The organism is Neorhizobium fuzhouense (assembly GCF_042611105.1).
GTDB lineage: Bacteria > Pseudomonadota > Alphaproteobacteria > Rhizobiales > Rhizobiaceae > Neorhizobium > Neorhizobium galegae_A.
This window is the reverse complement of sequence record NZ_JBHFFP010000002.1, coordinates 143496-164110: the sequence shown is the minus strand read 5'-3', so window position 1 is coordinate 164110 and position 20615 is coordinate 143496. Positions and strand designations below refer to the sequence as shown.

At 62.5% G+C, this 20615-nt stretch carries 19 protein-coding genes; 12 read left to right on the top strand and 7 right to left on the bottom strand.

Annotated features, from left to right (window positions below; translation table 11 throughout):
* Nucleotides 1-73: 73 nt before the first annotated feature.
* On the bottom strand, nucleotides 74-766 hold the full coding sequence (locus ACEXP3_RS04600) for a hypothetical protein (protein ID WP_377296218.1): 693 nt from the start codon (nucleotides 764-766) through the stop codon (nucleotides 74-76).
* Between the two features lie 308 nt (nucleotides 767-1074).
* On the opposite strand from ACEXP3_RS04600, the gene lpxC reads away from it, so the two are divergent.
* The 4 genes from lpxC (at nucleotide 1075) to ligA (ending at nucleotide 7098) form a co-directional block, all read left to right on the top strand.
* Nucleotides 1075-2028 carry a UDP-3-O-acyl-N-acetylglucosamine deacetylase gene (gene lpxC, locus ACEXP3_RS04595; RefSeq protein ID WP_377296217.1) on the top strand — a complete coding sequence of 318 codons (954 nt, stop codon included), beginning with the start codon at nucleotides 1075-1077 and terminating at the stop codon, nucleotides 2026-2028.
* Between the two features lie 185 nt (nucleotides 2029-2213).
* A complete protein-coding gene (locus tag ACEXP3_RS04590; protein ID WP_210104594.1) occupies nucleotides 2214-3080 on the top strand; it encodes an outer membrane protein assembly factor BamD in 867 nt (288 codons plus the stop codon).
* Nucleotides 3081-3093: 13 nt separating this feature from the next.
* Nucleotides 3094-4767, top strand: a complete 1674-nt coding sequence (recN, locus tag ACEXP3_RS04585) for a DNA repair protein RecN (protein WP_377296215.1) — start codon at nucleotides 3094-3096, stop codon at nucleotides 4765-4767.
* 171 nt (nucleotides 4768-4938) lie between these two features.
* Nucleotides 4939-7098: an NAD-dependent DNA ligase LigA gene (gene ligA, locus ACEXP3_RS04580; RefSeq protein WP_377296214.1), complete on the top strand. Its 2160-nt coding sequence runs from the start codon at nucleotides 4939-4941 to the stop codon at nucleotides 7096-7098.
* Nucleotides 7099-7216: 118 nt separating this feature from the next.
* Here the strand turns inward: ligA and ACEXP3_RS04575 are convergent, their stop codons facing one another.
* Entirely contained in the window at nucleotides 7217-7741 is a 525-nt protein-coding gene (locus tag ACEXP3_RS04575) for a GNAT family N-acetyltransferase (protein WP_377296213.1), read from the bottom strand.
* A 267-nt stretch (nucleotides 7742-8008) separates the two neighbouring features.
* Between ACEXP3_RS04575 and ACEXP3_RS04570 the strand changes: the two genes are divergently transcribed.
* Together ACEXP3_RS04570 and ACEXP3_RS04565 are read left to right on the top strand one after the other, a co-directional pair.
* A complete protein-coding gene (locus ACEXP3_RS04570) occupies nucleotides 8009-8599 on the top strand; it encodes a 3'-5' exonuclease (protein WP_377296212.1) in 591 nt (196 codons plus the stop codon).
* An 86-nt stretch (nucleotides 8600-8685) separates the two neighbouring features.
* Nucleotides 8686-9177 carry a CreA family protein gene (locus tag ACEXP3_RS04565; protein WP_210104598.1) on the top strand — a complete coding sequence of 164 codons (492 nt, stop codon included), beginning with the start codon at nucleotides 8686-8688 and terminating at the stop codon, nucleotides 9175-9177.
* An 86-nt stretch (nucleotides 9178-9263) separates the two neighbouring features.
* Here the strand turns inward: ACEXP3_RS04565 and ACEXP3_RS04560 are convergent, their stop codons facing one another.
* Together ACEXP3_RS04560 and ACEXP3_RS04555 are read right to left on the bottom strand one after the other, a co-directional pair.
* Complete coding sequence (locus ACEXP3_RS04560) at nucleotides 9264-9728, bottom strand: chemotaxis protein CheW (RefSeq protein WP_210104599.1); 465 nt, start codon at nucleotides 9726-9728, stop codon at nucleotides 9264-9266.
* Nucleotides 9729-9730: 2 nt separating this feature from the next.
* The gene (locus ACEXP3_RS04555; RefSeq protein WP_377296211.1) at nucleotides 9731-11695 is read right to left on the bottom strand and encodes a HAMP domain-containing methyl-accepting chemotaxis protein; all 1965 of its coding nucleotides are present in this window, start codon (nucleotides 11693-11695) and stop codon (nucleotides 9731-9733) included.
* 202 nt (nucleotides 11696-11897) lie between these two features.
* Between ACEXP3_RS04555 and ACEXP3_RS04550 the strand changes: the two genes are divergently transcribed.
* The 4 genes from ACEXP3_RS04550 (at nucleotide 11898) to ACEXP3_RS04535 (ending at nucleotide 15700) form a co-directional block, all read left to right on the top strand.
* A complete protein-coding gene (locus ACEXP3_RS04550) occupies nucleotides 11898-12053 on the top strand; it encodes a hypothetical protein (RefSeq protein ID WP_210104601.1) in 156 nt (51 codons plus the stop codon).
* 140 nt (nucleotides 12054-12193) lie between these two features.
* Nucleotides 12194-12793 carry an SCO family protein gene (locus ACEXP3_RS04545; RefSeq protein ID WP_377296210.1) on the top strand — a complete coding sequence of 200 codons (600 nt, stop codon included), beginning with the start codon at nucleotides 12194-12196 and terminating at the stop codon, nucleotides 12791-12793.
* A gap of 123 nt (nucleotides 12794-12916) precedes the next feature.
* Entirely contained in the window at nucleotides 12917-13798 is an 882-nt protein-coding gene (locus tag ACEXP3_RS04540) for a 50S ribosomal protein L11 methyltransferase (RefSeq protein ID WP_377296209.1), read from the top strand.
* 72 nt (nucleotides 13799-13870) lie between these two features.
* A complete protein-coding gene (locus ACEXP3_RS04535) occupies nucleotides 13871-15700 on the top strand; it encodes an aminopeptidase P family protein (RefSeq protein WP_377296208.1) in 1830 nt (609 codons plus the stop codon).
* Between the two features lie 5 nt (nucleotides 15701-15705).
* Here the strand turns inward: ACEXP3_RS04535 and ACEXP3_RS04530 are convergent, their stop codons facing one another.
* From ACEXP3_RS04530 to pncA, 3 genes are all read right to left on the bottom strand, one after another.
* Entirely contained in the window at nucleotides 15706-16020 is a 315-nt protein-coding gene (locus tag ACEXP3_RS04530; protein WP_377296207.1) for an AzlD family protein, read from the bottom strand.
* Nucleotides 16020-16727 (bottom strand): AzlC family ABC transporter permease, encoded by a 708-nt coding sequence (locus ACEXP3_RS04525; protein ID WP_377296206.1) that lies wholly within the window; start codon nucleotides 16725-16727, stop codon nucleotides 16020-16022. Before ACEXP3_RS04525 ends, ACEXP3_RS04530 begins: the two co-directional genes overlap by 1 nt.
* 141 nt (nucleotides 16728-16868) lie before the next feature.
* The gene (gene pncA / locus ACEXP3_RS04520; protein WP_377296205.1) at nucleotides 16869-17495 is read right to left on the bottom strand and encodes a bifunctional nicotinamidase/pyrazinamidase; all 627 of its coding nucleotides are present in this window, start codon (nucleotides 17493-17495) and stop codon (nucleotides 16869-16871) included.
* 171 nt (nucleotides 17496-17666) lie between these two features.
* Between pncA and ACEXP3_RS04515 the strand changes: the two genes are divergently transcribed.
* Entirely contained in the window at nucleotides 17667-18893 is a 1227-nt protein-coding gene (locus ACEXP3_RS04515; protein WP_377296204.1) for a YeeE/YedE family protein, read from the top strand.
* Nucleotides 18894-19170: 277 nt separating this feature from the next.
* Nucleotides 19171-20532 carry a DUF2778 domain-containing protein gene (locus ACEXP3_RS04510; RefSeq protein ID WP_377296203.1) on the top strand — a complete coding sequence of 454 codons (1362 nt, stop codon included), beginning with the start codon at nucleotides 19171-19173 and terminating at the stop codon, nucleotides 20530-20532.
* Nucleotides 20533-20615: the final 83 nt, after the last annotated feature.

The following is a 20615-nucleotide window of genomic DNA, read 5'->3' as shown; positions in this document are numbered from 1 at the left end:
GCAAACGCCCGCGGTCTACCGGACCGCGGGCGTTTTCGTGACAGGACGCTGCCGTACCGAGATTCGTGCTGGTTCAGTTTGACAACACAATGTCTGCGACCGCCGTGTTTTTGGGCGACCAGCTGACAGAGACCAGGTTGCGGAAGCTTTCCGGAAAAATGAAAAGCTGGTCCCTGGTAGAGTTGCCGCGGACGGTGACGGCAAAGGCCGTCGTGCCGCCATCGGCAAGCTGCCCGACGAACATGATCGATTGTGTCGGTGCGGTCTGGCTGAGGTTGCAGATTTTCAGCGCCTTGAGGCGAAAGGGCCTGTCAGGGTCATCGATGGACAGGTTGAAATTGATACTGGCGCCGGCATAGGCGGAAATATGGGGGCTGCCCTTTTCGCGCAAGCCGCGGATGCAGTCGCCATCGGCGCTGCAGGGCTTCAAGCCGCTGCGCCCGATGAGTGTGTACCCCTTCTCCTTGTATGTCTGGACCGATCCGGTGAGGTCGAGACCGGAAAAGGTGAGAGTGTTTTCACGCGCAGCGCCGATGCAGGGCTCTTCGCTCTTTGCAGAGGCCTGAAGCACCCCAGCCGCGACAGGCAGGGCAACCGTCTTGGCAGGGGACCCGCAGGCAGTTTGCGGCGAAGGCACTTGAACGACATCGTCTGCCGAGGCTATACCCGTATGTGATAGTGAAATATATAAAGAAGCAAGAATAAATATTGTGCGGTGCATTATGGCCCGTTGACCCTGCTTGATGGGGTTGTATTCGTTGATCACGGCCCGCTCCCTGCAGTATTTCTAATTTTTAATTTATTTTATGAATTCTATTTACATGCGGCGGCTCTCGTCAAGCTCCACTGTGGGCCGCAGACCGCGCAGCGCGCACTTTTGCGGCGTATCGTTTAAAATCATGGTAAATCAACGCGCTGGCTTCGTAACAATGCGAAAGAAACAGTGATTTGGCTTGGATGCCCTCCCGGCTTATGTACAGAATTGAGAAAACAATGTTTCGACGCGACAAGCGTAACGAAACGTCAAGGCTTTGACGCCCCGCTCGCGGGGCCGGGCATGAGAAGGCACAAGACATGACGATCGGACTTCTGGGTTTCCAAACTACAATCGCCGCCCCGGTGAGCCTCTCGGGGATTGGTGTACACTCCGGCAGCCCTGTCTCGATCACCTTCCAGCCGGCGGAAGCCGGCACCGGCATCCTGTTCAGCCGCCAGCTGGCGGACGGGTCGGTCGCCGAATACCGGGCGGTATCGTCCAATGTCGGCAATACCGATCTCTGCACCGTGCTTGGCACCTCGCTGCCGCGGTCGATCGCAACGATCGAACATGTCATGGCAGCACTTTATGCGCTCGGCCTCGACAATCTGGTGGTCGAAGTCGATGGCGCCGAAATGCCGATCATGGACGGCTCCTCCTTTCCCTTCATCGAGGCCATCGAGCAGGCAGGCATCGTCAACCTCGGCGAAAAGCGCCGCTACATCCGCGTGCTGAAGCCGGTTCGCATCGATTCGGGTGCCTCCTGGTCGGAATTCCGCCCCTATGACGGCACGCGCTTCGAGGTGGAGATCGATTTCGATTCGCCGCTCATCGGCCGCCAGTCCTGGAAGGGTGACCTGACGGCGCAGGTTTTCCGCGATCAGCTGTCGCGCGCCCGCACCTTCGGTTTCATGCGCGATGTCGAGCGCCTGTGGGCCGCCGGCTTTGCGCTCGGTTCGTCGCTGGAAAATTCGGTCGTCATTTCCGATGATGATTCGGTGGTCAATATCGAAGGCCTGCGCTTCAAGGACGAATTCGTCCGCCACAAGACGCTCGACGCCGTCGGCGATCTGGCGCTTGCCGGTGCCCAGTTCATCGGCTGCTATCGGTCCTATCGCGGCGGCCACAAGATGAATGCCAATGCGCTGAAGGCGTTGCTGAGCGATCCGACCGCCTATGAAGTGGTCGAAGCGCCGGTGCGCAGCCAGCGGGTTCGGGCGCGCGAATTCGTTGCCGTGAACGGCCTTGAGTTTGCTCCCTGGGCTGGCTGAGCACTGATAGATCGGGTTTGCAAGGCCGTCTCCCCGGAGGCGGCCTTTCTTTTTGGGACAGGGTGCCGCCGTGCCACAAAAATGCGTCAAAGCACCATCATTGCGTTGCTCTCCCGCTTCTTTTATGGCTAGAACGCCAATTCGGGCGGTCCAGGTAACATCGCGTGGCAATCGGGAAGTGTCGAATGACTGAGACGAAGTCTGTTGGATTGAGGAACACCGCACGCCTTGCGCTTGTGTCCCTGCTGTTGGTGGGCACGGGTACGCTGGTGACCTCCTGCCAATCCGACCCGGACATCGACATTACCAAGCTCGGTCTGAACGCCGATCCGCCGGAGCAGCTTTACAATCAGGGGCTCGCCAACATGAAGGCGGGCAATCTGACGGAAGCCAGCCGCAAATTCGATTCGATCGAAAAGCAGAACCCGTTCTCGGAATGGGGCCGCAAGGCGCTGGTGATGAGCACCTTCACCAAGTATCGCCTGGCGCGCTATGACGACGCCGTGCAGTCCGGCAATCGCTATCTGAAGCAATACCCGCGTTCGGAAGATACCGCCTATGTGCAGTATCTCGTCGGTCTGTCCTATTCCAAGCAGATTTCCGATGTGACGCAGGATCAGAAGGCCTCCAACCGCACCATCGAGGCGATGTCGGTGGTCGTGCGCGATTATCCGAAGTCTGAATATGTCGAGGACGCGCAGGCAAAGATCCGCTTTGCGCGTGACCAGCTCGCCGGCAAGGAAATGCAGGTCGGCCGCTACTATCTGGAACGTAAGGAATATCTGGCGGCCATCACGCGCTTCCGCGTCGTGGTGGAGAATTACGGCAATACCAATCAGGTCGAAGAGGCGCTCGCACGTCTCGTCGAAGCCTATTATGCCATGGGCGTGACGGAAGAGGCGCAGACGGCAGCTGCTGTTCTCGGCCACAACTATCCGGACAGCCAATGGTATGCGGATAGTTTCAAACTGCTGAAGGGCGGCGGGTTGGAGCCGCGCGAGAACCGCGGTTCGTGGATTTCTCGGGCCGGTGCCAAGCTGATCGGCGCCTGAAACAAGGGACATCATGCTGATCCAGTTGTCGATCCGCGATATCGTTCTGATCGAGCGGCTGGACCTTTCGTTCGAAAGCGGCCTCTCGGTTCTGACGGGCGAAACGGGGGCGGGGAAATCCATCCTGCTGGACAGTCTCTCGCTGGCGCTTGGCGGGCGCGGCGATGGCGGGCTTGTGCGCCACGGTCTCGACCGCGGCCAGGTGACTGCCGTCTTCGATGTCGCAGCCGATCATCCGGCCCGCCTGATGCTGCGCGAAAACGGCCTGGACGATGACGGCGACCTGATTTTTCGCCGCACGCAGTCGGCCGACGGGCGCACCAAGGCCCTCATTAACGACCAGCCGGTGAGCGTCCAGCTGATGCGCCAGGCGGGTCAGCTGCTGGTCGAGATCCACGGACAGCATGACGATCGTGCGCTTGTCGATACCGATGCGCATCGCGCCCTGCTCGATGCCTTTACCGGCCTCACTGACGAGGTGGCGACGGTTGCTTCCCTCTACAGGCAGTGGCGCGATGCCGACCGGGCCTTGAAGACCCACCGCGCCCGTGTCGAGGCGGCGGCCCGCGAGGCGGATTTCCTGAGGGCCTCCGTCGAGGAGCTGGAAGTCTTGAGCCCCCGCGACGGCGAGGAAGAGGAACTGGCCGAGCAGCGCTCCCGCATGCAGAAATCCGAACGCATCGCCGGAGATATTTCCGAGGCCTGCGACTTCCTGAACGGCAATGGCTCGCCCGTGCCGCTGATTGCCTCGCTGGTGCGCCGGCTGGAGCGCAAGAGCCATGAGGCGCCGGGTCTCTTGGAAGACACCGTGCAGCTTCTCGATGCAGCCCTTGACAATCTTTCCAACGCGCAGATGGAGGCGGAAGCGGCGCTGCGCCGCACCGAATTTGATCCGCGCGAGCTGGAGCGAGTGGAGGAACGGCTGTTTGCGCTGCGCGCCGCCAGCCGCAAATATGCGGTACCCGTCACGGATCTTCCGGCGCTTGCCGAAAAGATGGTGGCAGACCTTGCCGAACTCGATGCCGGCGAGGAGCGCCTGGGCCAGCTCGAAAAGGCGGCAGCATCTGCCAAGGCAGAGTTCGACCATGCCGCGCGTGCGCTCTCTGAAAAGCGCCACAACGGTGCGGATGCGCTGGCGGCGGCGGTCATGGCGGAACTGCCGGCCCTGAAACTGGAGAGGGCGCGCTTCATGGTGAATGTCACCGCCGATCCGGATGCTGCCACGGCAGACGGCATCGACACGGTCGAATTCCACGTGCAGACCAATCCCGGCACGCGCCCCGGCCCGATCATGAAGGTGGCCTCCGGCGGCGAACTGTCGCGCTTCCTGCTGGCGCTGAAGGTGGCGCTGGCCGATCGGGGATCGGCGCCCACACTTGTGTTTGACGAGATCGACACCGGCGTCGGCGGCGCGGTCGCCGATGCCATCGGCCAGCGGTTGAAGCGGCTTTCGGCAACCGTGCAGGTGCTGTCCGTCACCCATGCGCCGCAGGTGGCGGCGCGTGCGGCAACCCATCTTCTCATCTCCAAGGGGCCGGCAAGCGACGGGTCCGACAAGATCGCGACCCGCGTCGCCACCATGGCGCCGGAACACCGCGCCGAGGAAATCGCCCGCATGCTGTCGGGCGCCTCGGTTACCGACGAGGCCCGCGCCGCCGCCGCCCGTCTGCTGTCGGGCAGTGTCTGAGTTTTTTGGGTGCCCGTTCCAGGCACAGCCGGAAAATCGCGTGGCGTCGAAACAATCGGCATCGGACAGTGGATCGGCATGCTTTGCCGTTTTGCGAGGCCTTGCTTTAGCGTAAAAAGACGTCCGGCGAGGATCTGATCGCCAAGGCCTTGCTGTGTTGGAGAGTAGCGCATGCCCGTTGAACAAAGCCCCGTCGAGACGTTGAACGAGGATCAGGCGGCAGCCGAGCTTGCGCAACTTTCGGCCGACATCGCCCGCCATGATCTTGCCTATCATGGAGGCGATGCGCCGGAGATTTCCGACGCCGATTACGACGCCCTCAAGCGCCGTAATGACGCGATCGAAAAGCGCTTCCCGCAGCTGGTTCGCTCCGACAGTCCAAGCCTTCGGGTGGGAGCGGCTCCGCTGCCGACCTTCTCGCAGGTCACCCACGCCCGCCCCATGCTGTCGCTCGACAACACGTTTTCCGATGAGGATGTCAGCGATTTCATCGGTTCCGTCTATCGCTTCCTCGGCCGGCTGCCGGACAATTCCATTGCCTTCACCGCCGAGCCGAAGATCGACGGGCTCTCCATGTCGATCCGCTATGAAAACGGGCGCATGGTGAGTGCAGCCACGCGCGGCGATGGCACGACGGGCGAAAACGTCACGGCGAATATCCGCACCATTGCCGAAATTCCCCAGCAATTGCCGGCGGGCGTGCCGGATGTGGTGGAAGTGCGTGGCGAGGTCTATATGGCCAAGAGCGACTTCCTGGCTCTGAACGCCCAGATGGAGGCGGACGGCAAGCCGACCTATGTCAACCCACGCAACACGGCAGCAGGCTCGCTTCGCCAGCTCGACGCGAAAGTGACGGCAAGCCGCAAGCTGCGCTTTTTTGCCTATGCCTGGGGTGAAATGTCGGCAATGCCGGCAACGACCCAGATGGGCATGGTCGAAACCTTTCACGACTGGGGCTTTCCGATCAATCCGCTGATGAAGCGGCTGACCTCGGTTGCCGAGATCCTTGCGCATTACAACGAGATCGGCCTTCAGCGGCCGGATCTCGACTACGACATCGATGGCGTCGTCTACAAGGTGGACGAGCTTCAGCTTCAGGAACGCCTCGGTTTCCGCTCCCGTTCGCCGCGCTGGGCAACCGCCCACAAGTTCCCCGCCGAACAGGCCTTTACCACGGTGGAAGCCATCGACATCCAGGTCGGACGAACCGGCGCGCTGACACCCGTGGCACGCCTGACGCCGATCACCGTCGGGGGCGTTGTGGTCACCAACGCCACGCTGCACAATGAGGATTACATCAAGGGCATCGGCAATTCCGGCGAGCGCATTCGCCCCGAAGGCCATGATATCCGCATCGGTGATACGGTCATCGTGCAGCGCGCCGGGGATGTCATTCCGCAGGTGCTGGATGTGGTGCTGGAAAAGCGGCCCGACGACGCCCGCGAATATGTGCTTCAGCCGAAATGCCCGGTCTGTGGCAGCCACGCGGTGCGTGAGCGCAACGAGAAGACCGGCAAGCTTGATTCGGTCATGCGCTGCACCGGCGGCTTTACCTGCTCGGCGCAGGCCAAGGAGCACCTGAAGCATTTCGTCTCGCGCAATGCTTTTGATATCGAAGGGCTTGGGGCCAAACAGATCGATTTCTTCTTTGAGGCCGATGATCCCGCCCTGCAGATCCGCACCGCGCCGGACATTTTCACGCTGAAGGCCCGGCAGGAAGCCTCGACCCTCACCAAGCTCGAAAACATCGATGGCTTCGGCAAGGTCAGCGTCCGCAAACTATATGACGCCATCGATGAGCGCCGCCAGATCGCGCTCAACCGCTTCATCTTTGCGCTCGGCATCCGTCATGTGGGAGAGACGACGGCGAAGCTCCTGGCCCGCGCCTATGGCAGCTATGCGGCCTTCGAAGCGGCCATGAAGGAGGCCGCGACGCTCTCCGGCGACGCCTGGATGGATTTAAACAACATTGAAGGCATCGGCGAGGTGATGGCGCGCGCCATTGTCGAGTTCTTCAAGGAGCCCCGCAATGTCGAGGTCATCGGCCGCCTGCTGGCGCAGGTGACCCCGCAGGATGCCGAGCAGCCGGTGGCAAGCAACAGCCCGGTTGCCGGCAAGACGGTGGTCTTTACCGGCAGCCTCGAAAAGTTCACCCGCGACGAGGCCAAGGCCCGCGCCGAAAGCCTCGGCGCCAAGGTGGCCGGCTCGGTATCGAAGAAGACCGATATCCTGGTCGCCGGCCCCGGTGCCGGCTCGAAACTGGCCAAGGCCACCGAGCTTGGCGTCCAGACCATGGACGAGGACGAGTGGCTGGCGCTGATCGGCGGGTAAGGGGCTTTCTCTGTTCCCTCCGCACGGCAAGCGCCCCCCTCATCGGCCTGCCGGCCTCTTCTCCCCGAGGGGAGACATGCCGAGCGCAGGCGAGGCGATGAGGCGGCGGCTGGCGCAGTCATTTCAACCGCGCCATCGCATGGGCATCCACAAAGGCGCCGTCGCGGAAGGCGAAATCGCGGTGGGTGCCTTCCACGGCAAAGCCGAACTTCTGGTAAAGCGCCAGCGCCGGCCCGTTGTCGACAAACACCGTGAGTTCCAGACGGCGCAGGTTGAGCCAGTTGTCGGCAAGGTCGGTGACGGCGGCCATCAGGGCGGAGCCAACACCGCGTCCGGCATGCGCATCATGAACGCCCATACCGATGATCCCCACATGCGCGCGTCGGCCCGCCTGGCGCATCAGGCCGATTTCACCGATGATCTCTCCCTGCCGCTCGGCCACGAGGCCATGCGTATTGGGATTGGCATCGCTGAAGCGGCGGGCCGTTTCGGCAAGCGGCTGGTAGGGCAGGCGCAGCGTTCCCCGCCGAAAGCCCGGCAGATTGACGAGCGTCGTAATGGCGTCCGCATCCGATGGTTTTGCGGCGCGGATGATAAGGTCGGCGTAGCGGGCCGGGCGTTGTTCGGGTGGTTCGTCTTGCATCATGCTCTCTCGGGTTTGGTGAAAAGCCGAGGCAGAGCCATGTGACGGGTCCCTGCCTGAAACCGGCAGGGATGTGTGAACTGATCAGGCCATGCGCCAACCGTCCACACGCCCTGCGGGGCGAATGGTGTGGGTCATCACAAGATGGGTGCACGAACGGATCATGCGGCCAAGGTCTCAGACGCTTTGCCTGCCGTCAAGACGGCTTTGCCGAATCAGCCTGCCCGGATAGAACCCTGGCCATAGCAACCAGTCCGGACATCACCCTTGAAAACCATTGCCATCGATTTCGAAACCGCCAATGAACAGCGCGGCAGCGCCTGTTCGGTCGGTCTCGCCTGGATCGAGGATGGCCGGGTGGTGCGGGTCGAGGAGCGGCTGATCCGCCCACACGACATGCGCTTTTCCTCCTTCAACATCGCCGTCCACGGCATCCGGCCGGAGCATGTAGAGGACGCGGGGGAGTTTCCCGAGGTGATGGACGAGTTCATCGACGATTTTGCCGGCGCCACGATGATTGCCCATAATGCGGCGTTCGATTTCAGCGTCTGGCGCGCCTGCCTCGATCTCTACCGCCAGTCCTATCCGGACCTGTCCTATCTCTGCAGCGTCAAGATGGCAAAGAGTGTCTGGCCGCACCTGACATCGCACCGGCTGAACGTGCTGGCTGCCCATCTTGGCCTGACATTCCAGCACCATAACGCAGCACAAGACGCGGCGATCTGTGCGGAGGCGACGCTTGCCATGGCCCGGGCGGTGGGAGCGGTGCATGCGCACGACATTGCAGCCCGCATCGGCATGACGATCGGCAGGCTGTATGCCGGTGGCTATTCGGCCTGCACGCTGCGCAAGCGCTGAACCGGCTGGCCGGCGCGCTTGCCGTCTTGCATTCGCGCCTGCGATGCCTATCTCGTGATCACCACCGCTCACCGGAGATCTTGTTCATGCGCGCCCGTCTTTTTCTTGCCGCCGCTGCCCTTTGCGGCATGGTCTCGGCCTCGCCCTCATTTGCCGACGTGGTCGGCGAGGTTGGCGTCGACTGGATGGGCAATGATATCATCGTGGATGCGGTATCCGACCCCAAGGTGAAGGGCGTCACCTGCCACGTCACCTATTTCGATCGCGGCGTGCTCGACCGGTTGAAGAACGGCAAATGGTTTGAGGATCCGTCCAACAATTCCATCGCCTGCCGCCAGACCGGCCCGATCGAAATCGGCGACATCTCGCTCTCCAAGGGCGGCGAGGAAGTCTTCAAGCAGGGCATGTCGCTGATCTGGAAGAAGATGGTCGTCAACCGGATCTACGACAAGAAGAACAACACGCTGGTTTATCTCATCCACACGCGCGAACTGACCGACGGCTCCGCCAAGATGGCGATTTCCACCGTGCCGCTGTTCAACCAGTCTGTCACCTGGATCAACGGCCAGCCGAAGTAATGGCGAACTGACCGCGAACTAACGCCAAAAACCCCGGTTGCGAAGACCGGGGCGGCGTCTTTCATCCAGCAGCAGGCACGTCGAAATCAGGCGGCCTGGGCGAGCTCGTCTGCAATCACCGTGTCGAGGTTCAGGAAGCAGACCATGGTCTTTTCCAGTGCCACGATGCCGCGGCAGAAGGCACGCTGGGCTTCCGGAATGATTTCCGGCGCCGGCTGCAGGTCTTCGCTCTTGATCGTCATCATGTCGGAGACCTGCTCGACGAGCAGGCCGACCAGCTTGCCGGCAATGTCGGTCACGATGATCGCCGCCCGTTCCGACGGTTCGGTCATCTTCATGCCGAGACGGCAGGCCATGTCGATGACCGGGATAACCGCGCCGCGCAGGTTGATGAGGCCCAGTACGTAAGGCGGCGTGTGCGGCATCGGCGTCACCGGAGCCCAGCCGCGGATTTCGCGGATGGCCATGATGTCGATGCAGAACTCCTGGTCGCCCAGGTGGAAGGAGACGATCTCGAGATAGGCGCCGGTCTTCTTGATAGCGTTCGTCATGGTTAGAATTCTTCCCATTTTTCTTTGGTGGCGACGGCGGTTGCACCCGCTGAAGGCCTGCTGCTGCTGGTGATGGCGCCTGCAACCCGGTTCATCAGGCTGCGGGCGGGAGAGGGACGCGAGGGGACGGCGATGGCTGCCGTATCCACGGCGCGGGGTCCGGTACCTTCGACGCGGAACTGGCCCATCAGGCGGGTGAGGTTTTCCGCATCACTGGCCAGCGTATGGCTGGAGGCATTGGTTTCCTCCACCATGGCGGCGTTCTTCTGGGTGGTCTGGTCCATCTGGCCGATGGCGGAATTGATCTCGGACAGGCCGACGAACTGTTCGCGCGCCGACGTCACGATTGCGCCGACATCGTCATTGATCTTCAGCACATCGTCGCCGATGCGGTGCAGGGCTTCCCCGGTCGCACGCACAAGGGCTACGCCCGTCTGCACTTCGCCGCTGGAGCGGGTGACGAGCGCCTTGATATCCTTGGCCGCCCCCGAGGCCCGTCCGGCAAGCTCACGCACTTCCTGGGCAACGACCGCAAAGCCCTTGCCGGCTTCACCGGCGCGGGCGGCCTCGACGCCGGCGTTCAGCGCCAGAAGGTTGGTCTGGAAGGCAATTTCCTCGACCACGTTGATGATCTTGCCGATTTCGCCGGTCGCACCTTCGATGCGCTCCATGGCGGCCATCGCATCGGTGACCACCTGCGAGGAGCGCTCGGCATAATCCTTGGCGTTGCTCACCATCTGGCTTGCGCCTTCTGCCCGTTCGGTTGCCGTGCGCACCGTGCGGGTGATCTGCTCAAGCGCCGCCGAGGTTTCCTCAAGCGCTGCCGCCTGCTGTTCGGTGCGCTTGGCCAGATCATCGGCGGCCGAACGCATCTGCTGGGCATTGGCCTGGATGGAGCTGGAGCTGCCGGAAATCTCCGTCATGATCAGGCGCAGCTTCTCGGTCAGCCGGTTGAAGTCGGCGCGGACCGGCTCCAGATCCTCGCGGAAGGGCCGATCGATGACGATGCTGAGGTCACCTTCCGAGAGGCGGGTGAGGGCGGCGGCCAGCGCCTGCGTTGCCGTCTTGATCGCCTCCGCCTCCGCCTTCTGCAGTGCGTCGCGCTCGCGCGTAGCTTCTTCGGTGCGGCTGCGTTCTTCCTGCGTCTGCTGCTCGAGCGTGATCTTGTCGAGGCTTGCCTGGCGGAAGATTTCCGTCGCCCGGGCCATGTCGGCGATCTCGTCGCTGCCGCCGGTCCCTGGAACCGGGGTCTGGCAGTCGCCGGCGACAATACGCTGCATGCTGTCCTTCAGGTTGCGGATGCCGCGGCGAATGGCGCCGCCATGGATGAACTGCAGGATGCCGACCACGGCCATGGAGAAGAGACCGCAGAGGAACTGGATCCACAGCGAATTTCTGGAGATGCCTTGCACCGTGTCGATGCTGTCAGACGCAAGGGCGCTTCCAAGGGTCGATATGTTGCTGAGTGTTGAGGTGATCTTGTCGCCGGCAGCGTCGATCGCATCATCGATGGCTTCAAAGGCTTCATCCGAGCCGCGCGTCTCGACCAGTTTGGTCAGATCCACCTGAATGGCCTGGACGGCTTTTGCAAGGTCGCTTGAAAAGGTTGCAGCCAGCTCCGGGCGCCCGGCATCAGCGGCAAGCCGGGTGACGACGGCTGTGCCCTCGGTGAGTTTCTTCGCCGTATCGGCAACTAGTTGCAGGCGTTCGGGCTTAACGTGTCCTTCGTCCTTGTCGACGATGGTGTCCATGGCCGCCAGGATCATTTCGAGGCTGTCGGCCCTCAGTGCATTCAACCGATCGACATCCTGGTTGATCACGACGGCCCGATTGAGGCCTGATTCGACACGCGCCTGCTGATACCAGCCGACCGCCACGATCGCGCCCATGCCCACAAAGGCCGTGGCGCCGAGCGTCATCAGGCGCTGGCTTACCGACATTGTCCTGCTGCCGTATGTGCTGGTCATGAGTGCTGCTGGTTCCTGTTGAAGCTTTGGCGGAGAGAGAAGGAGGCTTGCTGCGTCGATATGGCTCCTGAAAGGCGCGATCATGCACCGGCCGTCACGTCAACACGCAGCAAAACTGTCTCAAACAGGTGTTAAACATTCGCTAATCCTGATATGACGAATGGAACTTCAACCAACTGCAATGTTGCGCTAGAAACTTTCCATGCGGTTACCTGATTATCCTTCATATTTGCCTTTCGGGCTTGCGGCAGGCTTGTTTCTGGCCGGCGCCTGCGGTTTTGCCGCCTATGGCTGGATCCAGCATGGTGCGGCGATCTATCTCGCACTGTCGCAGAACTTTGCCGCCTGGTGCCTCTAGGTGCCCGATGAGGCGGCTTGCTGCACTCGCCTGCGACGATGCAGCGCGCTTTATTCCAACACCCTGTTCGTGAATTGCGGCTCACCCTCGCAAGGGGTAAGGAGGTGGGATATCTTGACCGCCGGGAGCCCGCATTCGCCATGAAGACCATCCGAATAGCCTTATGGATTGCCTGTGCCGTCATGGCCGGTGTGCTCGGCTGGCTGACGCTCGAAGTCACGCGCTCCAACAAGGATATTGCGGAGGGTCCGTTTGGCGTTCCCTTCACGCTGGTGGCCCAGAACGGGCAGCCGATCACCGAAAAGGCGTTCCAGGACAAGCCCACGGCGTTGTTCTTCGGGTTCACCCATTGCCCGGAAGTGTGCCCCACCACGCTGTTTGAGCTGAACGGCTGGCTGCACCAGGTGGATCCGGACGGCACGAAGCTCAACGCCTATTTCGTCACCGTCGATCCGGAGCGCGATCCGCCGGAACTGCTCGGCCGCTATGTGTCCAATGTCACCGACCGCGTGGTCGGCATCTCCGGCGATCCGGCCAAGATAGCCGAGGTGATCAAGGGGTTCCGCGTCTATGCCCGCAAGGTGCCGGTGGACGAGAAGGATCCGAACGGCGACTACACCATGGATCACACCGCCTCGGTGTTTCTGCTCAACAATGGCGGCCGTTTTGCCGGCACGATCGCCTATGGTGAAAACCCCGATACGGCGATGAAGAAGCTGCAAAACCTCATCAAGGGTTGATCGCCTGGTGAAGATCCGAGCTGTTGCTTGATAGGGCCGACGATTTTGTGGCATGGCTGATCTTCGTGTCGAGCGGCCCGGGTATGTCGGTCGCGGAATGCCAGCTGCAGAAAGAACCAGACCTTGAGTGAGATCCGCCTCTACGTCACCGTCACCGAGCGCGAATCGGAAGACATACTCGACCTTCTGTCGCTGTGCTTCGGCGAGGAGGATTTTGCCATCGGCACCACGGAAGTGGACGAAAAGGCAGACCGCTGGGAAGCCTCTGTCTACATGATGCGCGACGACGAGGACGAGGTTCGCGCTCGGTTTGAGGAAACCATCGGCGAGGGCTATCCGGGTCTTGCGATCGAGCGCGAGGTCCTGCCCGATATCGACTGGATTGCGAAATCGCTCGAGGGCCTGAAGCCGGTGCGTGCCGGACGCTTCCTCGTCCATGGTTCGCATGATCGCGACAAGGCACGCCCGGGAGATCTCGCCATCGAGATCGATGCCGGCCAGGCATTCGGCACCGGACATCACGGCACCACGGCTGGCTGTCTGGAAACCATTGCCCGCGTCATGCGCGCGCATCCGCCGCGCAATGCGCTTGATCTTGGCACCGGAAGCGGAGTCCTCGCCATCGCTGTGCGAAAGCTTGCGCCTATCCCGGTTCTGGCAACCGACATCGATCCTGTTGCCGTGCGGGTGGCGGCGGACAATGTCCGCCTCAACGGGATCGCTCAGGGCATCACGCTGGAAACCGCGCCGGGTTTTCACTCGTCGGCCTTCCGTCGACACGGCCCGTTCGACCTCATCATTGCCAACATCCTGGCGCGGCCACTGATCAAGATGGCGCCGCAGCTTGCAACACACCTTTCACCGGGCGGCGATGTCATCCTGTCGGGGATTCTGGCCTCGCAGCGGTGGAAGGTGATTGCCGCCTATAATGGCGCAGGCCTTGCCCATGTACGTACCATCTGGCGCAATGGCTGGGTGACGATCCATCTGCGCCACGGCGCCTGAGTTTTATGGCCCTGCGGGAATTTGCAAGTCATATCGCGCCCGAACGGAATAGCCCCTATCGAAAGTTGAACCATGTTCCAGTCCTTCGACACCACCTCGTCTCCCGCCTCTGGCCCCTCGCGCGTCAAGGCGCTGCGTGAGCGTTTCGATGCCCTCGGTATCGATGGCTTCCTGGTGCCGCGTGCCGATGAGTACCAGGGGGAATATGTGCCGGCCTCGGCCGAGCGTCTGTCGTGGCTGACCGGCTTTACCGGATCGGCCGGCATGGCGCTGATTTTGCGGTCGCAGGCGATCGTTTTTGTCGATGGGCGCTATACGACGCAGCTCGTGCAGCAGGTGGACGCCGCGACCTTCACCCCCGGCGATCTCGTTGGCGAGCCGCCGCACAGCTGGATTGCTGCCCATGCGCCGAAGGGCCTGCGTCTCGGCATCGATCCTTGGCTGCACAGCGGCGCGGAGGTCAAGCGTCTGACGGCCGCCCTTGCCGGGCGCGACGGCAGCCTCGTGATGCTGGACCACAACCCGCTCGACGCGATCTGGCAGGATCGCCCGGCCGAGCCGATGGGCGCGGTTGCCGTGCAGCAGGAGGCGCATGCGGGCAAGCCTGCTGCAGACAAGATTGCGGCAATCGCCCAGGGGCTTGCCGAAAAGGGCGCCCATGCGGTGCTGATTGCCGATCCCTCCTCGATTGCCTGGATCTTCAATGTCCGCGGCGCTGACGTGCCCCATACGCCGCATCCGCTGGCACGGGCCATTCTGCTTGCCGACGGCACGGCCGAACTGTTCATCGACGCCCACAAGCTCGGCCCTGAGGCGGCGCGCCATCTGGAGGGTCTCGCACGTCGTCTCGATCCGGCAGAACTCGCGGACCGTCTTGCGCATCACGCAAAGGGAGGCGCCAAGATCCATGTCGATGCCGATGCCACATCGATTGCGCTCACCCGCGTCATCGAGGAAGCCGGCGGCGTGGTGGTCGAGGCGACCGATCCGGCCCGTCTGCCGCGCGCGATCAAGAATGCCGTGGAACTTCGCGGTTCGGCGGACGCCCATGTGCAGGACGGTGCCGCCATGGTGGCCTTCCTGCATTGGCTGGACACGCAGCAGCCCGGCACGGTGAGCGAGATCAAGGCGGTGAATGTGCTGGAGGCGTTTCGCGCCCGCGTTGGCGAAAGCCTGCAGAACCCGCTCAAGGACATTTCCTTCGATACCATATCGGGCGCCGGCGAGCACGGCGCGATCATGCACTACCGGGTAACGACCGAGACGGACCGGATGCTTTTGCCCGGCGAACTTTTTCTGATCGATTCGGGTGCCCAGTACATCAACGGCACGACGGATATCACGCGCACGGTCGCTATCGGCGCGGTGCCGGACGAGCAGAAAAAATTCTTCACGCTGGTGCTGAAGGGGATGATTGCCATTTCGCTGGCGCGCTTCCCCAAGGGCTCGCGCGGCTGCGACCTCGATCCGCTGGCGCGCATTGCGCTGTGGAAGGCCGGGGCCGACTTTGCCCATGGCACGGGCCATGGCGTCGGCGCCTATCTCTCCGTGCATGAGGGGCCGCAGCGGATTGCGCGTCTGTCGACGCAGGAGCTGCTGCCCGGCATGATTCTCTCCAACGAGCCGGGCTATTACCGTCCCGGTTCGTTCGGCATCCGCATCGAAAACCTTGTCTACGTGACCGAACTGCAGGCCATCGCCGGCGGTGATCTGCCGATGATGGGGTTCGAGACGCTGACCTGGTGCCCGATCGACCGGCGCCTGGTGGTCAAGGCCCTGCTAAACGAGGAAGAGCACCAGTGGCTCGATGCCTATCACCAGACGGTGCGGGCAAAACTGTCGCCGCTGATCTCCGATCGGGAGGTGCTCGCCTGGCTGGAACAGGCCACCCAGCCGCTCTGAGGTCGTCAGGACAGGAAAAGGTGGCGCAGCAGCAGGGCTGCGCCCCAGCCGGCCACCAACAGCGGCAGGCCGGGATGGCGAAGGCCGACCAGCAGCGCCACGATCATGGCAATCTTCACCTCGATGCCGCCATCAAAAAAGGCGGGCGCCACCAGCGTGGTCAGCACGGCCGCCGGAACCGCATTGAGCGCGGTTTCCAGCCGCGGCGGGATGCGTGTCATCGCACTGACCAGCAGATGTCCGCCGATCCGGGTCAGATAGGTTGCAAGCCCCGCGGCAAGGATGACCAGTGCGGTGTGAAGATCGGTCAGATGTTCCATCAGGAGGTTTCCCCGGCATCGGCAGTCTTGGCCGGTTTGTGAAGGACAAGGGCCGCGATAACGCCGGCAAGCGCGCCGATGCTCACATGCCAGGGCGACCCGACGGTGTGCATGGCAAGGATCGAGGCAGTGGCGCTGATCGGCACCACGATGGAAAACAGCGGGCGGCGGCGAAAGCCGAGGACGAGGCCGAGAAAATAGACCGGCAAAAGCACGTCGAAGCCCAGAGCGGCCGGATCGCCGACCAGACGCCCGAACAGGGCACCGATGGCGGAACTGGCAACCCATAGCCCATAGACCACGAAAGCCATGCCGAAATACCAGGAGGGTTCGACCTTTCCGTTACGGTCCACCTGTTTGGACGCTTCTGCAAACTGCGGGTCCGTCAGGAAGAACAGGGCGGAAAAGCGCGCGAGCGGCGAATAGGCGCGCAGATGCGGGGAGAGCGCCGCCGAATAAAGGATGTGGCGGAAATTGACCGCAAACACCGACAGCACGATCAGCCACGCCGGCACGTGCGTCCCGAACATCTGGACACCGACCAACTGGCTGGCGCCGCCAAAAATGACGCCGCTCATCATGGTCGCCTCAAAGGGCGTCATGCCCCCGTCGACGGCCACCGCGCCGAACAGCAGCCCGAAGGGCAGCGTCGAAAACCCGACGACCATTCCGGCTCTGGCGCCTTGGCGGAAAAATGAACTGCTCATGGCCTGATCTCCCGATAAGCCCCGCTGGTAAAGCGCTGGGGCCCTTCGGACAAGACAGGAATACTGATATCATCATGCATAGGATTGAAACCGGCCTTTGATGTGCGCAGGCCACGTTCGATTCGCAACAGCCGTGAAGCGTCAGTCGGCGAGGATCTCGCGGCTGGTCACGATGGCGACGCCAGCGTCGCGCATTTCGGCAATGGCGGCGGCAACGCCTGCCGCGTCGATGCCGCGGCTGGCATCCGAAATGAAGCGCACCTTCACATCCGGCAGCATGGCGCGTGCGTCGAGGGCGGAAAATTTGACGCAGTAGTCGGTTGCCAAACCGCAGATGTCGAGTTCGCTCACCTGCTGGGCGCGTAGATAGCCGGCAAGTCCGGTGATCGCCGCGTGATCATTGTCGCGAAAGGCCGAATAGCTGTCGACGGCCGGATTCTCGCCCTTCTGCTGGATGTAGTCGATGGCATCGACATTGAGATCGCCATGAAATTCAGCGTCCGGCGTGCCTTGCACGCAGTGATCGGGCCAGAGCACCTGCGGCTTTCCCGACAGCGTTCCCATGTCGAAGGGCTTTGCTCCAGGGTGCTGCGAGGCAAAGCTGCCATGATGATCCGGATGCCAGTCCTGCGAGGCCGCCACCAGATCGTAGGATCCTTCCTCGATGAGCCTGTTGACGATGGGCACGATCCGGTCACCGTCTGCGACCGGCAGGTTGCCGCCCGGGCAAAAACCGTTCTGGATGTCGATGAGCAGCAGCGCCTTCATGATCGTCTCCCTGCATAATGATTTCCCAAGATGCCAAGCCTGGCGGGCGGGATCAAGCGCTCCGGGGCTAGGCGAAAAGTCTTTCCGCCGGCTCGCCGCAAGTTGGAAGGTCATTCCTCGAACCAGCGGGAGTTCTGCCCTACCTGAAGCACATAATTTCAGGAGATTGTCATGACCTTTGCAAATTCATCGATCGCGCCCGGCGCGTCGAGTCTGCCGCCGCTTGGCGCGCCGGGCCTTGCCGCCCTTGTCGTTCTGGTGGCCGGAACGCTGGCGCTCGGCGTCACCTATGGCCCGGTCCAAGGTGCTCTGTTCCTGATCGGCGGTGCTCTCGGCATCTCGCTCTATCATGCCGCCTTCGGCTTCACCTCCGCCTGGCGCGTGTTCATTGCCGAGGGGCGGGGACGGGGCCTGCGCGTCCAGATGCTGCTCCTGGCGCTCGCCGTCATTCTGTTTTTCCCCGTCCTGTCCGGCGGCACGCTGTTCGGTCATGACGTGCGCGGAAATATCTCGCCGGCCGGGGTCGGTGTTCTGGCCGGCGCCTTCCTGTTCGGCATCGGCATGCAGCTCGGCGGCGGTTGCGCCTCGGGAACGCTGTTTACCGCAGGCGGGGGCAATGCGCGCATGCTGGTGACGTTGTTCTTCTTCATCGTCGGCTCGCTGCTTGGCACGCTGCATTTCAACTGGTGGGCAAGCCTGCCGGCGCTGCCGCCGACAGCCCTCTTCCAGAGCTTCGGAGCGCTCGGCGGCATTGCCGTGTCGCTGCTAATCTTTGGTGCGATTGCGGCGCTGACCGTCGTGGTGGAACGGCGCCGGCGCGGCGCGCTGGAACAGGAGCCGGAAAGTGACCGTCAAGGTCTGCAGCGCTATCTGCGCGGTCCCTGGCCGCTGGTTGCCGGTGCCGTGGCGCTGGTCGCCCTCAACTTCGCAACGCTTGCCCTTGCCGGCCGTCCCTGGGGCATCACCTCGGCCTTTGCCCTCTGGGGCGCCAAGGGCGCGCAGCTGATCGGCATTGATGTGGCCCATTGGGCCTACTGGCAGACGCCGGCCAATGCCAAGGCGCTTGCCGCAAGCGTCTTTGCCGATGTCACCTCGGTCATGGATTTCGGCATCATTGCAGGCGCCATGCTCGCGGCGTCTCTGGCCGGCAAGTTTGCCCCGTCGCTCGATATTCCGCTGCGCTCTGTCCTTGCTGCGGTCGTCGGCGGGCTGCTGCTCGGTTACGGCGCGCGAATCGCCTACGGCTGCAACATCGGCGCCTATTTTTCGGGGATCGCGTCGGGCAGTTTGCACGGTTATCTCTGGGCCGTTGCTGCGTTTGCCGGAAATGTGATCGGTGTCTGGCTGCGTCCGTGGTTCTTTTTTGAACGTCTCAACATCCGCCGTAACGATGGATAAAGCATAAATTTCTACTGCAAATTGCGAAGGCGCGGCATTTTTGAGGCTTTGCCGCGCCTTTGTCGCATTTTCGCTAAACTTCCGGCCGTATCCGTTTATAATGGCCTCCGTACTGAAGAGGGGGCCTTGTAAACACATTGGTTACCATAAGTCGTCATCCTATCGCTGTTCGGCAGAGACTGTGGGTTTGCGCCACGAATGCCCGGTGTTGGTCTCTCCATAGTGTGCGGTGCTACGTGCCGCGTGTTCGAGTAGCGGTTAAAGGGTGAAGCGTATCATGGCACTGGCTTTTGCGGCGGAGCGATCCGTCCCACGAACCTCACAATATCGAGCCAAGACGCCCGCCTCGCGCGGTTTCCTGACCTACACGATGCTGGTGGGAACCGGCCTGGCGGTGGGCGCCTGGATGATCGGGGCGCTCGCGACCGTCCACAGCATGGCGAGCATCCAGCCTGCCGATTTCAGCTATCAGATGCGCGCATCGCTCGACCTGAAGCCGCTGGTGACTCCTACCGCCGACGCGCGGGTGATTCGCGTCTCGAAATTTTCCCGCATCTCCTCCGGCGCAACGCCGAAGGCTGCGCGGCTGGAGGACGCAGGTTTTGCGCATCTCGCCGCCGCACGGGCTCAGGCCGACAACGTCAAGGACAGCCTTTCGGTTGCACTGGCGGCGGCCGAAGACCAGAAAAAATTCGCAAGCCTTGCCGACAAGCGTCCGAATGAGGATGCCGTGAAGACGGCTCTTGCCTCGGCGCTGGAAAATACCGTGCTTGTCGCACCGAAGACTGAAACCGCCTGGGACGCCGTCCCGGCCGGCAATGTCGAGGGCGGCGAGGTGGAAGTGGCCGATCTGCAGAGCCCGGCAGAGCTTGCCGTTGCCCAGGCGATCGGGCCTGACGAGGACGATGGCCTGCCGATGGCGGGGCCGCTTCCGGTGCGTCGTCCGCCGGCCAATGCGCTGGCGCTTGCCATCGCGCCGTCTGCCGAGCGCACGGTCGCAAAGCCGCAGCGCGCGCCGGTGCCTGCGGTCGCCGAGGAAGAGGAAGAGGAAGAAGCGCCGAAGGCGCTCGCCTTCGCCCGCCCGGAAAACCCGATGAAGAGCGTTGCGCCTGCGGTTCCGTGGCCGGATCGCGGTGCTGCCAAGATTGCCATCTACGATATCACCAACGGCGTCGTGCACATGCCGAACGGCGAGACGCTGGAAGCCCATTCGGGCATTGGCGAAATGCGCGACAATCCGAAATTCACCCATGTGAAGATGCGCGGCCCCACCCCGCCGGGCACCTACAAGCTCTCGATGCGTGAAACGCTGTTCCACGGCGTTGCCGCCATTCGCCTGACGCCGACCGATGGCGTGGCGCCGCTTGGACGTACCGGCCTTCTCGCCCACAGCTACCTGCTGCGCACCCGCGGCGATTCCCACGGCTGCGTGGCCTTTGCCGATTACAACCGCTTCCTCAAGGCTTTTCAGCGCGGCGATATCACCCACATGATCATCGTCGAACGCCACACCGGCAGCATTCCGGCAACGGCCCTGCGCAAGATCAATCCGCGCTCGGGCGGCGGCGCTGCCACGCCCGTTGCCAGCGGCAATGACGGACGCCGTACGCTGGTGGACTACCTGAAGAACGACGGCTGATCCTCAACGCCGTTTGTTGAATAAAAAGATGCCGCAGTCCTGACAGGGCCTGCGGCATTTTCGTGGGATGATGATGGGTCCAA